Source organism: Pseudomonas sp. ANT_J12 (genome assembly GCF_008370045.1).
In the GTDB taxonomy this organism is placed as follows: Bacteria; Pseudomonadota; Gammaproteobacteria; order Pseudomonadales; family Pseudomonadaceae; genus Aquipseudomonas.
In genome coordinates, this window is record NZ_VOBN01000003.1 from 480,724 (window position 1) to 492,293 (window position 11,570).

The 11,570-nt window shown below is 58.3% G+C and carries 16 protein-coding genes; 11 read left to right on the forward strand and 5 right to left on the reverse strand.

Annotated elements, in window-relative coordinates; genetic code table 11:
- The first annotated feature begins 55 nt into the window (after positions 1-55).
- Positions 56-370 (forward strand): hypothetical protein, encoded by a 315-nt coding sequence (locus FQ192_RS10680; RefSeq protein WP_149658582.1) that lies wholly within the window; start codon positions 56-58, stop codon positions 368-370.
- A 25-nt stretch (positions 371-395) separates the two neighbouring features.
- Here FQ192_RS10680 and FQ192_RS10685 read toward each other — a convergent pair whose 3' ends face one another.
- Positions 396-608: a hypothetical protein gene (locus FQ192_RS10685; RefSeq protein WP_149658583.1), complete on the reverse strand. Its 213-nt coding sequence runs from the start codon at positions 606-608 to the stop codon at positions 396-398.
- Between the two features lie 86 nt (positions 609-694).
- On the opposite strand from FQ192_RS10685, the gene FQ192_RS10690 reads away from it, so the two are divergent.
- The 7 genes from FQ192_RS10690 (at position 695) to FQ192_RS10725 (ending at position 5,340) form a co-directional block, all read left to right on the forward strand.
- Positions 695-1,207 (forward strand): HNH endonuclease signature motif containing protein, encoded by a 513-nt coding sequence (locus FQ192_RS10690; protein ID WP_149658584.1) that lies wholly within the window; start codon positions 695-697, stop codon positions 1,205-1,207.
- Positions 1,208-1,296: 89 nt separating this feature from the next.
- Entirely contained in the window at positions 1,297-2,082 is a 786-nt protein-coding gene (locus tag FQ192_RS10695) for a hypothetical protein (protein WP_149658585.1), read from the forward strand.
- Between the two features lie 47 nt (positions 2,083-2,129).
- On the forward strand, positions 2,130-2,441 hold the full coding sequence (locus tag FQ192_RS10700) for a hypothetical protein (protein ID WP_149658586.1): 312 nt from the start codon (positions 2,130-2,132) through the stop codon (positions 2,439-2,441).
- A 4-nt stretch (positions 2,442-2,445) separates the two neighbouring features.
- Positions 2,446-3,033, forward strand: a complete 588-nt coding sequence (locus tag FQ192_RS10705) for a hypothetical protein (protein WP_149658587.1) — start codon at positions 2,446-2,448, stop codon at positions 3,031-3,033.
- Between the two features lie 49 nt (positions 3,034-3,082).
- Positions 3,083-3,505: a hypothetical protein gene (locus FQ192_RS10710; protein ID WP_149658588.1), complete on the forward strand. Its 423-nt coding sequence runs from the start codon at positions 3,083-3,085 to the stop codon at positions 3,503-3,505.
- A 55-nt stretch (positions 3,506-3,560) separates the two neighbouring features.
- On the forward strand, positions 3,561-3,953 hold the full coding sequence (locus tag FQ192_RS10715; protein WP_149658589.1) for a hypothetical protein: 393 nt from the start codon (positions 3,561-3,563) through the stop codon (positions 3,951-3,953).
- Between the two features lie 202 nt (positions 3,954-4,155).
- Complete coding sequence (locus tag FQ192_RS10725) at positions 4,156-5,340, forward strand: Arm DNA-binding domain-containing protein (RefSeq protein ID WP_149658591.1); 1,185 nt, start codon at positions 4,156-4,158, stop codon at positions 5,338-5,340.
- On the opposite strand, the gene katG is transcribed toward FQ192_RS10725, so the two are convergent.
- Complete coding sequence (gene katG / locus FQ192_RS10730; RefSeq protein ID WP_149658592.1) at positions 5,323-7,587, reverse strand: catalase/peroxidase HPI; 2,265 nt, start codon at positions 7,585-7,587, stop codon at positions 5,323-5,325. The genes FQ192_RS10725 and katG overlap by 18 nt on opposite strands.
- Before the next feature lie 357 nt (positions 7,588-7,944).
- Positions 7,945-9,012, reverse strand: coding sequence for an NAD(P)-dependent alcohol dehydrogenase (locus FQ192_RS10735; RefSeq protein ID WP_149658593.1), 1,068 nt, complete (start codon positions 9,010-9,012; stop codon positions 7,945-7,947).
- Between the two features lie 290 nt (positions 9,013-9,302).
- On the opposite strand from FQ192_RS10735, the gene FQ192_RS10740 reads away from it, so the two are divergent.
- Genes FQ192_RS10740 through FQ192_RS10750 form a run of 3 tightly spaced genes read left to right on the forward strand, consistent with a single transcriptional unit; the run spans position 9,303 to position 10,891 of the window.
- Positions 9,303-10,052 (forward strand): hypothetical protein, encoded by a 750-nt coding sequence (locus FQ192_RS10740; RefSeq protein ID WP_149658594.1) that lies wholly within the window; start codon positions 9,303-9,305, stop codon positions 10,050-10,052.
- Positions 10,049-10,471, forward strand: coding sequence for a DUF4952 domain-containing protein (locus FQ192_RS10745; RefSeq protein ID WP_178129082.1), 423 nt, complete (start codon positions 10,049-10,051; stop codon positions 10,469-10,471). Before FQ192_RS10740 ends, FQ192_RS10745 begins: the two co-directional genes overlap by 4 nt.
- A gap of 42 nt (positions 10,472-10,513) precedes the next feature.
- Positions 10,514-10,891, forward strand: a complete 378-nt coding sequence (locus FQ192_RS10750; RefSeq protein ID WP_256672252.1) for a hypothetical protein — start codon at positions 10,514-10,516, stop codon at positions 10,889-10,891.
- A 3-nt stretch (positions 10,892-10,894) separates the two neighbouring features.
- Here FQ192_RS10750 and FQ192_RS10755 read toward each other — a convergent pair whose 3' ends face one another.
- Both FQ192_RS10755 and FQ192_RS34860 read right to left on the reverse strand, forming a co-directional pair.
- Positions 10,895-11,257, reverse strand: coding sequence for a DUF6463 family protein (locus tag FQ192_RS10755; protein ID WP_149658595.1), 363 nt, complete (start codon positions 11,255-11,257; stop codon positions 10,895-10,897).
- Between the two features lie 116 nt (positions 11,258-11,373).
- Positions 11,374-11,570: hypothetical protein (locus tag FQ192_RS34860; protein WP_306108890.1), on the reverse strand; the 197-nt coding region annotated here is incomplete at its 5' end.

Here is an 11,570-nt window from a genome sequence, read left to right on the forward strand (position 1 = left end):
CGCAAACGACAAGCCTGGCTGGGAATCCCGGCCAGCGGAATTGAGGAGGCAGGCCATGGCCAAAGACAATGCACAGCTCCAGCGGGACAAGCGCGCCAAGGAGAAAGAGTTGCTGGAGCGGATCGGCGCCGAGAAGCGCGCGCTGATTGTATCCAAAGCGCTCGATGATGCGCTTCGGGTGCTTGGTGATCGTCACGCGATCGAGGAATGGCAAGATACAGTGTCGACGTTCATCATCAATATGGCCGCGGCGCCTGCTGAGGAGTCAGAACGCTTTTCTAACATGGCGCGACAGAAGATCGTGATTACAGAAAAGTGGTCGCGACAGCTTGATGAGTTTGCGAAAACAGGCACCGAGAATTTCCAGTGAATCCATTCGGTGCCGATCGAATGTATTACCGTGGGCCGGGCATCGAGCTTGGTTTGCTTTTCGAGTCAAGATCATCAGCTGCAGCAATGGCTGAATCAAGATCATAAATCCAAGTTGAGTCTGCACCAGGGCCAATCAATTGATAGCCCACAACCTCTCTCGTATTGTCGAGGTGAATCATCACCCTTTCGTAAACGGTGAATTTCCCTTTTGTGTAAACCGCAGCGCCTCGTTGCATTTCTTGCTCCTTGATCCGGCGCCCATGCCGGACATCAACAAATACCCCACTTCATCCCCAAGTACCACCATCCTTTAGGTGACAACATGCCTGATATGTATTCAGAGCAACGTACGAGGCTGCTCAGGGAAATGATTGCCTACGATCCGCTGACAGGTCTATTCACCTGGAAAGTGGATCATTGCCGTCGCCAAGCTGGCGACCCTGCTGGTTCAAAAAAGCCGGACGGTTACATTTACTTGAAGCTACTCGGTCAGACCTACGGCGCCCACCGTGTCGCTTGGATGTTGGTCACTGGAGACTGGCCGGTCGTAGCTGTTGATCATCGTGACGGGGTGCGAAGCAATAACGAATGGGAAAACCTCCGTCTCGCAACGAGAGCGCAGAACAGCGCTAATGTCCCACCGCGAGGCGCGTCCGGCCTGAAAGGCGCAACTTTCAACAAACGCGAGCAGCGATGGAAAGCGCAAATCTGCATCCGGGGCAAACAGACCTGCCTGGGCACTTTCCACACTGCTGAACAAGCACACGCAGCCTACATTGCAGCTGCAGACAGATATCAAGGCCAATTTGCGCATCACCACTCGCGCAGAGCCTAAAACCTTTCTCAACTATCAAATCACGCCACCCTGGCGAGGCCAAAGGCTGCACCACTCACCGCCCGGGCATGGCCCGGCAAGGAATCCCCATGCCTACAGAAAACATAACGCCCGAGCCCAGCTTTGACCTGGACACGCCAGATGGCGGGCGCGGATACATCGCCAACCTGTTCAAGACCGCGCTCAAGCGTCACGACTACCGCCAGTACATCGCCGAGCGACTGGCCGGCGACTTTGCGTGCACGATGGCGCAGCACCTCGAACGCATCACCGCCGAGCGTGACGCCCTGCAGCAGCGCCTGAACGCAGCGGATCAGCGGATTGATGAGCTGACCCCGCCTGTATCACCCGATCCGGTAACTTGGGGCGCGCCCAAGACAGTTCGTCAGTTGATCCAGCAACTCCAAACACTTGACCAGGACCTGCGGCCGTTGTCGATGTTGCGCGTGCCTGGCAATGTTTTTGACGACGGCAAAGAGCGAACTCGCGCCTTGCACCTATCAATCTCTCACGAGCGGGCTGATGGTCAGTGGCTGGCCCCATTTAAAAGCGAAGGCGAAAAGGTCTTGGCGTTTTGGTGCAGGATGGAACGGCCAGCGCCGGCGTTCGGCTTCCCGGTGACTATCGATCCGACTTTGGCACCTGATGAAATCCGGCTGGTGATTCCCACGCAGCGCCGCACGGAAGAGATTCAGTTCAAAGGCATGATCGAAACATGGGCCGGAAAGTTCGCCATCATGATCGACGAGGCCAACGCCCACTACGGCTGGACCTTCCAACGTCACCCGGACGGCATGTGGGTATCAGGGCGCAAGGCCACTGAAGCAGAGATGCACGCGGCGCGAACCCACGCACGCATCACCAATCAGCAGTAACTCCCTCCCCCTTCAAAGTCAGCCGCTATAGCGGCAAAGGAACAATCATGTCTGAAGAAAACCAAGCTAAAGCATTCGAACTCGATGGCAGTCAGCCGGCTCGCCCCGATCTGCGCTGCTACAGCGTCGGCGACCAAGACTGGGTTGCCGCCACCAGTGAAGACGAAGCGCGTCGCGTCCTTGCTGAAATGAACGGCGACGATCCGGCCGAATATGCGGATTGGGATGTGGAGCTGACCAGCGACAAGACGCTCGATATGCAGTGGACCGACGAAGATCCGCCGCACGCCGAATGCGGCTGCCTTCGCGACTGGCTGGCAGAAGCAACTGAGCCCACCTACCTGATGGGGACGGAGTGAAGTCATGAGCGCACCAAAGCCAATCATCATGTACGACGCTCCGGAAGCGGCCAGCCTCCAAACGGTAACCGGCTGGGTTTCCGCTGACGGTCGCTTTTTCGGTGGCGACGAGAACCTTGCCCGCTACTGCGGCGCGACTCATCGCCGCTGCGACGTGAACCCTGAACATCCAATCTATGAGGTGAACAGTTCTTGCGATGAGTGTCGCTATGCGCGCCGCCAAGCAAAATTCGCAGCGATGCCGGTCAAGGACTGGGCCGGCGATCCGCTGGTTATCTTCGATGGCGACCAATACTTCTTCGATGAAGACAGCCTGCGCGACTACCTGATCGACAGCGATATTGATCTGGCCGACCTGCAACTCTGCATTTGCGAGCCGAACTATCCCAGTCAAATCGATCCGGCAGACCACTTCTGCGACGACTTGCCGGAAGACGGCGAGATTCGCGACGACCAGTTGCTTGCGGCATTCGAGCTGCTGAACGAGATGATCCGCCAGTCCGAGCCCCTGTCGTGGTCGGAGGGAGAATTCGCCGCACGGCTCCCGCAATCGCTCATCGACGAAATAACTGTCGCGAGGGCTGCAGCATGATCGCCCTCTCCTGGTTCGCCTACGTGTACTGCTACAAGGGGCCGAAGTGATGGACCGACAGGTAACTGAGCGCGACTTCCGAAAGCCTGAATTCAGAGACGCCAAGCCCGAAGACTACGAGTTTCGCGACGACGGCGTGCTGGTTCGGAAAGACAGGTGGGAAACAGGTATCCACCAGATCAAGTCTGCCGTCGGTATTCGTGGGGGGTTCGAGGTTAGCGAAGTGGTCGAGGCTGTAGAGAGGCTGGTCGGCTGGTGGCAAGACGCCGAACCTGATGAAGACCCCGAGCACCAGACGATAGACCTTCGCCTTTCCTGCGGAACTATCCTCGCGCGATGCGAGCGCGGTCCCGGTCCCCTCCCGTTTACGTACCATTGGCAGTTCGGCGCTATCGACTTCACCCGCGCAGACTTCGGCGCCGATGTCGTTGAGTGGCGGAAATCGCCAGAAACTCCCGAAGCAACAGCCTAACCCCTACCCCACACAAGAGCCTGCCGGTGTACGTCGGGCGAGGATAACTATCACCATGAACACGGATAGGAATCAACGGCGCCTGCTCGAAAAGCAAAACGCCAAGCTGCCGCCGTACCTGCAGCGAGTGCCGCGGGATCAGTGGCCCGGGTTCAAGCCGCCCGACTTGGTCGAGGTTTGGCGATCGCGCAGCTTCCTCGTTCAGATTTATACCGAGCCAGCGGGGTACCAGCGCATGAGCATCTGCCGATCGGTGCACAACGGTGATAGCTGGGTTGACCAGGTCACTTGGGACGAACTGATGCGCCTCAAGCGCGAATGCGGCCGCGGCGATGTGGATGCGGTCGAAGTGTTCCCCGCAGATCGGGACATCGTGAACGTTGCCAACATGCGGCACCTCTTTTTCCCGCCGGAGCCTCTGACCTTCAAGTGGTCGGCTCCGCGATAACCAATAACCACCTTCTGCCGCCACACGCGGCATGGAGCACGCAAATGGTCCGATACAAGACCGTAGAGCAGTTCTCGCGGGAGTCGGGGTATACACCCGACGCCATCAGAACCAAAATCCGCGACGGCAAATGGCCGAAGCATCTCGTCTGGCGGAAGGCGCCGGACGGAAGAATATTGATCGATGTTGAGGGGTATTACTCATGGGTAGAGATGGGGGAGGCATTCGCGCCGCGTCTGCAAGTAGTATCGAAATCACTTTCCAATACCAGGGCGTCCGCTGCCGGGAGCGGATCGCGCTCAAGCCCACCGCCGCTAACCTGAAAAAAGCCGAGCAACACAAGGCTGCAATCGAATACTCGATAGCGAACGGGACGTTCGACTATGCGGCGACGTTCCCGAAGTCAAAGCGTATTGGCACCTTCAAGTCGGTGGACGCCAGGCAGAACCTCGGCGATTACCTTCTGGAATGGCTGGAGCGTAAATCCCAGACGCTCAAGTCCAGCACGATCTCTTTCTACGGCACAACGATCCGGTCAACCCTGATACCGATGTTCGGCAACCTCGCCATGGCCGAGCTATCGAAAAAGATCATCCGGGAAAAACTATCCAGCCATCATGTGGCGAACAAAACGCTTACCAACGTTCAGAGCTGTTTGCGCTCGGCATTGAACGACGCTGTAGAGGATGAAATTCTCGAAAGCAATCCTCTGTCTGGATGGGCCTACAAGAATCGGGAACAGCTTAAAGAGGAGGATGACGTCGACCCGTTCACCAGGGAGGAGCAGTCGGCGATATTGGCGGCCGCACGCGGGGATACCTGGCCGCAGTTGCAGTTCTCGTTTTGGACGGGGCTGCGGCCAAGCGAGTTGATTGCTTTGGAGTGGGGGGATATCGATTGGATCGCGGGGGAGGTAAGGATAGTTCGGGCAAAAACCCGAGCAGCAAAAGAGCCTGAGTCGACAAAGACCCTGGCAGGCAGACGCACCGTGAAGTTGCTGGCCCCGGCGCGAGAGGCTTTGATCAAGCAGAAGGAGCTGACATTTTTGGCGGGTGGCAGGATTTTCCTCAACCCGATCACACTTGAGCCGTGGAAGCATGCCGGATACATCTACCGGGTGATCTGGACGCCAGCCATGAAGAAGTCAGGCGTGAGGTATCGTCGGCCCTACCAAAGCCGCCATACTTATGCCTCAATGATGCTGTCCGCTGGGGAGAATCCCATGTGGGTAGCAAAGCAACTCGGCCATAAAGACTGGACGATGATCGCCAAGGTTTATGGGCGCTGGATGCCCTCCGCTGATGTCGGAGCCGGAGGGCGCGCCGAGGCACTTTTTTCCAGTAATGCCAGCGTTATGACAACATCTGCTCTAGACGCCGCGATTTAGCTCGAACCGGTCCAGGTTCATCACCTTGACCCACGCGGCAACAAAGTCCTTCACAAACCGCTCCTTCGCATCACTGCTGGCATACACCTCCGCCAGCGCCCGCAGCTGCGCATTCGAGCCGAAGACCAGATCAACCCGGGTCGCGGTCCATTTCACCGCGCCGGTCTTGCGGTCGCGTCCTTCGAACTCTTCCTGGGCCTCCGACGTCGGCTTCCACTCCACGCCCATGTCCAGCAGGTTGGTGAAGAAGTCGTTGGTCAACGCTTCTGGCCGCTGGGTGAAGACGCCGTGTTTGGTCTGGCCGACGTTGGTGTTGAGCACCCGCAGGCCGCCGATCAGCGCGGTCATTTCGGGTGCGGTGAGGGTCAGCAGTTGCGCCTTGTCGATCAGCAACGCCTCGGCCGGTACGCGGTAGCGGGTTTTGAGGTAGTTGCGGAAGCCGTCGGCGATGGGTTCGAGGAAGCCGAACGATTCCACATCCGTCTGCTCTTGCGAGGCGTCCATCCGCCCTGGCGTGAATGGCACGGTCACGCTGTGGCCGGCATTTTTCGCCGCTTGCTCAACGCCCACGCTGCCGGCCAGCACGATCAGGTCGGCCAGGGAGATTTTCTTGCCGCCGCTGTTGAACTCGCGCTGGATGCTTTCGAGTTTCGCCAGCACGCTCGCCAACTGCCCAGGCTGGTTGGCTTGCCAGGACTTCTGTGGTTCCAGGCGCAGGCGTCCACCGTTGGCGCCGCCGCGTTTGTCGGAGCCCCGGAAGGTCGAAGCCGCCGCCCAAGCCGTCGACACCAGTTGCGAGACGCTCAGCCCCGAGGCCTGGAGTTTGCCCTTGAGTGCCGCGATGTCGCTGTCGTTGACCACTTCATGGTCGAGCGCCGGGATCGGGTCTTGCCACAGCAATTCTTCGGCGGGCATTTCCGGGCCGAGGTAGCGCGAGAGCGGCCCCATGTCACGGTGGATCAATTTGTACCAGGCACGGGCGAACGCGTCGGCGAGCTGGTCGGGATTGGCCAGGAAGCGCCGGGAAATCGGTTCATAGATCGGGTCGAAACGCAGCGCCAGGTCCGAAGTCAGCATGGTTGGATTGCGGCGTTTCGCCGGATCGAACGCGTCCGGAATAATCCCCGCGCCCGCCCCGTTTTTCGGCGTCCACTGATGCGCACCGGCCGGGCTTTTGGTCAGCTCCCACTCGAAGCCGAACAGGTTTTCCAGGTAGTTGTTGCTCCACCGGGTCGGCGTGGTGGTCCAGGTCACTTCCAGGCCGCTGGTGATGGTGTCGGGGCCTTTACCGGTGCCGAAGCTGTTCTTCCAGCCCAGGCCTTGTTGTTCGAGGCCCGCCGCTTCCGGCTCGGCCCCGACGTTGTCGGCAGGCCCGGCGCCGTGGGTTTTACCGAAGGCGTGGCCACCGGCGATCAGCGCCACGGTTTCTTCGTCATTCATGGCCATGCGGCCAAAGGTTTCGCGGATGTCGATGGCGGATCTGACCGGGTCTGGCTCGCCTTCCGGGCCTTCAGGGTTGACGTAGATGAGGCCCATTTGCACAGCGGCCAACGGGTTTTCCAGATTGCGTCCGTGATCGGTACGGCTGTCCTCGTTTCTTCCGGGCTCGGCCACGAGTGGCACATCGCCGGGCGCTTGCACCGGTTTCTGCCCTTTGTCATAGCGGGTGTCGCCGCCCAGCCACTTGTTTTCGGAGCCCCAGTACACGTCTTCGTCCGGCTCCCAGACATCAGCGCGTCCACCGGAATAACCAAAGGTCTTGAAGCCCATGGATTCGAGTGCGACGTTGCCGGTGAGGACAATCAGGTCGGCCCAGGAAATGTTTTGCCCATATTTTTGCTTGATCGGCCACAGCAGCCGGCGCGCCTTGTCGAGGCTGACGTTGTCCGGCCAACTGTTGAGCGGCGCAAAACGCTGTTGCCCGGAACCGGCCCCGCCCCGCCCGTCACCGGTGCGATAGGTGCCGGCGGCATGCCAGGCCATGCGGATGAAAAACGGCCCGTAGTGACCGAAGTCCGCCGGCCACCAGTCTTGCGAGTCGGTCATCAGCGCATTCAGGTCCGCCTTCACTGCGGCAAAATCGAGTTTTTTAAAGGCATCGGCGTAATTGAAGCCCTCATCCAGGGGATCGGACAGGGTCGAGTGCTGGTGCAGGATCTTCAGGTTCAGTTGGTTCGGCCACCAGTCGCGGTTCGTCGTGCCACCGCCAGCGGCGTGATTGAACGGGCATTTCGATTCAGTTGCCATGTAATAGCTACCTTTGGTCGTGTTCATCCAGCTACCCGGCCCGGCTGGGCCTGCAATAGCAATGAGCGAAATCGAAGACATAGGCTGCTGGGCCAGGCAGTTCGATCAACTGCTCTATGTGGCCACACGGGAACTCAGGGGTTTGGCGAACGATCCGCCAGCACACGGGCCCACGGCAAACCTGTGACTCTTTCTTATCTCGTTATCAGGTATTAATCGGCCAGCGTACGCCAGCGCAACGGTAAGACTAGACCGTCTGGGGAGGACTGCTAATAGCGGCAGTGTTAGGGCGTGATAGGGAGAATCTTTTGCGGGGAGGCTGAAAGGCCCCTCGGGTCAAACCCGAGGGGCGATCCATCAAGCAGCGTTGGCTTCTTTCTTCAGGCTGTCCATATCAATCACAAAGCGATATTTCACATCGCCCTTGAGCATGCGCTCATAGGCTTGGTTGATGTCCTGGATGTTGATCATCTCGATGTCCGAGACAATCCCGTGTTTGGCACAGAAATCCAGCATGTCCTGGGTTTCCTGAATCCCGCCAATCAACGAACCGGCCAGGCTGCGGCGCTTGAAGATCAGGTTGAACACCGACGGCGACGGATGCGGACTGTCCGGGGCGCCGACCAGCGTCATCGTGCCATCGCGTTTGAGCAGATTGAGGAACGCGTCCAGATCATGGGGTGCAGCGACGGTGTTGAGGATGAAGTCCAGGGTGTTGGCGAACTTGGCCATTTCATCCGGGTTCTTCGACACCACCACTTCATCGGCGCCCAGGCGCAAACCGTCTTCACGCTTGTTCGGCGACGTGGTGAACAGCACCACATGCGCGCCCATGGCATGGGCGATCTTCACCGCCATGTGCCCGAGGCCACCGAGGCCGACCACGCCGACTTTCTGGCCTGGCCCGACCTTCCAGTGGTGCAGCGGCGAATAGGTGGTGATGCCGGCACACAGCAGCGGCGCGACGGCGGCCAGGTTGGTGTCGTCATGGGAAATGCGCAGGACGAACTTCTCCTTGACCACGATATTGTCCGAGTAGCCACCGAAGGTGTTCTCGCCGCCAAACACCGGGCCGTTGTACGTGCCAGTGAAGCCGCTCTCGCAGTATTGCTCTTCGCCTTCGGCGCACGACGCACAGTGCTGGCAGCTGTCGACCATGCAGCCGACGCCCGCCAGATCACCCACCTTGAACTTGCTGACATTCGCGCCAACGGCGATCACCCGACCGACAATTTCATGGCCCGGTACGGAGGGATACAACGTGTTGTGCCACTCGTTCTTCACGGTGTGAAGGTCCGAATGGCACACGCCGCAATAGAGGATATCGATCTGCACATCATCGGCGCCTGGGGCGCGACGTTCGAAGGTGAAAGGTTTGAGCGAATCCTTGGGGTCTTTCGCGGCGTAGCTGTAAGTCTTGGTCATTGCGATCGCCTTTTGAGTCGGATGTTGAATATCAGAGGAGTAGCGTAGGTGCTGAATCGTTCAAGTGGATGACAGTGGCAATCCATTGATCACCGACCGTTCAGCAATCCTGGCGGTTGCGTTGCACCGCGTTGCCCACAGGATAAGACCGGGGCCGTCATGGCCGATGACCCCATCCTGCTGATTTATTGCCTAATCCCGCCGAACTCGACAAAAGTAATGGCGAATTAGTAGCATGCACGTCCAACGGAACAACACCCGGGTTGCTTCCCGATCACGGACGAACATCGATGAACAAAAGTGCTTACCTTTGCCTGGCCTTCATGATGGTGGTGGGCGGCCTGAGTTTTTTTCTCCCGCGTGAAGCCGCGTTGGGCTCCCTCGCGTTAATCGCGCTGTTTTCCTTCGGCTACTTCGTCTTCTACCTGATCAGGCACAACCTGCACCACGGCATCATCAAAAGCCTGCTGCTCTCAATACTCGTCATGGCCATCGGCATCATTCCCGTGCTCGGCTGGATCGTGATCATCGGCTTCGTGATCTACAACATCTCCAAAGCCCTGGAAGGTCTGAAAAGCCTGCTCCCGGATGTGCTTGCCAGCCTGGTGATCTACGGCCTGCTGTGCGCACGCCTGGCCTTCGACCTCCGCGACCCCATGGCCATCGCGGCGCTGGCCGGCGCCTACCTGATCGCGTCGGTGCTCTACTGCCGCAGCCTCAACGGCTACTCCACCGAACATGCGCTGTTCAAGATGAGCGTCATGTGGCTGTCCATCCCCTTCGCCGCCCTCACCATCATCTCGATCGTATCGGCCCTGGGTAACCTGTTCCGCACCGTCAGCTCCACCATCACCCGCAGCGTCATCTCGCCGCAAATGGTCTCGGCGCATATGCGCGGTGGCGTGGCGATTGATGCGTATACGCGCAACATCACCACCAGCGTGACGAGCACCGTCACTCACCTGGCTCCGGGCGCAGGGGTGATCACGGCGGGAGTGACAGGGGATTTGGCGCAGAAAGTGAAGACGGAGAAGGCGTGAACAGATTAATTCGCGGACTGCTTTTACTCGCCCTGTGCACGCTGTCGAGCTGGGCAAGCGCGGCAACCGGCTGCGAGGATTTTCTGGCGAAGATGAGTGACAAACCTGCCTTTGTAGAATTTCTACAATGCACTCAAGCCACGGACCGACAAGGAAAACCCTTCGTTGCCCAGTACCGCGTAACCGGTGCTGACGCGCTCAAGGCCGAGCGGTACATGAGCCAACGCTTTGGCCTGCCCCCACTCAAGTTTTACTGCTGCGTCTGGGACTCCATGCCCTATTTTTATCGCGATAAAAAAACAGATCTCGGGTATAGCTTCGTCATCGCTTCTGAGGAAACGCCCATCAACCAGCGCGAATTGTGGCTCGATATAAAGTTCTTCTACATCAACGTGTCGCTCGACACCGAAGAGATTTAATCGCCCGATGATTCGATGCGTCCAAGGCAGGCAAACGCAATCATGAAAAACCGTGTCACGCCCTCGGTGCTGTTTGCCTTAACGCTCTTAGTAATGTGCGACTCCGTGCACGCCGCCGCATGGAAAATTTGCAGCCTGGAACTGCTGGTTACCGATGTCTTGAAACAACCCTCTCCCCAGTTACAGGCCCGAATCCTGAAAGTCAGCCCGGTATCAAACACCGTGGAATGCCCTGAAGTTGGGGCGACTGTCACGTTCATTCCGGAAAAACCTGATTATCAAAACCCGCTGCCACGGCGACAGTGGCCTAAAAAGGGTCAGTCGGTGCGGGTTGACTATCGGTATCTGGATGGGGTGTGTAAGGGCGATGGGAATAGTTATGCGTGTCGGATTGAGCATTACCCAATGGCTGGGCGATGAAGATCAGGCGTAAACGCCATAGCCTGCCGCGATGATCAGCGGAGAAACCAAAAGCGTTGCCCAGAACCCCGATTTTGGAACAGCAATCACGCAAATGATCGAGATCATCAACACATAGATGCCCACCATTTTAAGCAACGCGAGATCGTCAACGGCGACAGCGTGAACCGCCGTCTGCCCTGCGAGCATAAAAAGCGGCCCGAGCATGGTAAACCAGAGGGCTGCACGCCGATCTTCGTGCGCCCTGAACTGGTCTACAAAGCCAGAATCTACAGCGGCGGCAAAGGCTGCTTTGAACTTGAAAAGACCGAATGGAATATGGAGCAGACCCAGGGAGAACAGGGTCCATGCGGCGATGTTTGGCATGTCTTATATGCTCCGTAACGGTAAGGGGGGCTTGGGGGTGGTTACGGCGGATGTGGCATGGTTGAAGGCAAGGACTGCTGGCCTTTGATGAAGCTACGCATTTGCCGTTAGTGTGTCTACTGGCCACTTTTTGGTCGGTAGTGGCCAGTTGCGAAGGATGCTTTCGGCCAATAGCTGCCTTTCAGGGTAAGCGACCCATAAACCACACATGGCAAAAAACCGATGTGTGCATTTAGCGCGAGATAGTCGGGGAACAGTTCCACGGCAGCAAGGCTTCGAAGTCTTCTACCGAAGTAGCTTGTGGCAGGCGTTC

Bases quoted from the DNA above. Each gene is read 5' to 3' on its own strand.
- FQ192_RS10680 (WP_149658582.1), top strand. From the start codon at position 56: ATGGCCAAAGACAATGCACAGCTCCAGCGGGACAAGCGCGCCAAGGAG.
- FQ192_RS10685 (WP_149658583.1), bottom strand. From the start codon at position 608: ATGCAACGAGGCGCTGCGGTTTACACAAAAGGGAAATTCACCGTTTAC.
- FQ192_RS10690 (WP_149658584.1), top strand. From the start codon at position 695: ATGCCTGATATGTATTCAGAGCAACGTACGAGGCTGCTCAGGGAAATG.
- FQ192_RS10695 (WP_149658585.1), top strand. From the start codon at position 1,297: ATGCCTACAGAAAACATAACGCCCGAGCCCAGCTTTGACCTGGACACG.
- FQ192_RS10700 (WP_149658586.1), top strand. From the start codon at position 2,130: ATGTCTGAAGAAAACCAAGCTAAAGCATTCGAACTCGATGGCAGTCAG.
- FQ192_RS10705 (WP_149658587.1), top strand. From the start codon at position 2,446: ATGAGCGCACCAAAGCCAATCATCATGTACGACGCTCCGGAAGCGGCC.
- FQ192_RS10710 (WP_149658588.1), top strand. From the start codon at position 3,083: ATGGACCGACAGGTAACTGAGCGCGACTTCCGAAAGCCTGAATTCAGA.
- FQ192_RS10715 (WP_149658589.1), top strand. From the start codon at position 3,561: ATGAACACGGATAGGAATCAACGGCGCCTGCTCGAAAAGCAAAACGCC.
- FQ192_RS10725 (WP_149658591.1), top strand. From the start codon at position 4,156: ATGGGTAGAGATGGGGGAGGCATTCGCGCCGCGTCTGCAAGTAGTATC.
- katG (WP_149658592.1), bottom strand. From the start codon at position 7,587: ATGGCAACTGAATCGAAATGCCCGTTCAATCACGCCGCTGGCGGTGGC.
- FQ192_RS10735 (WP_149658593.1), bottom strand. From the start codon at position 9,012: ATGACCAAGACTTACAGCTACGCCGCGAAAGACCCCAAGGATTCGCTC.
- FQ192_RS10740 (WP_149658594.1), top strand. From the start codon at position 9,303: ATGAACAAAAGTGCTTACCTTTGCCTGGCCTTCATGATGGTGGTGGGC.
- FQ192_RS10750 (WP_256672252.1), top strand. From the start codon at position 10,514: ATGAAAAACCGTGTCACGCCCTCGGTGCTGTTTGCCTTAACGCTCTTA.
- FQ192_RS10755 (WP_149658595.1), bottom strand. From the start codon at position 11,257: ATGCCAAACATCGCCGCATGGACCCTGTTCTCCCTGGGTCTGCTCCAT.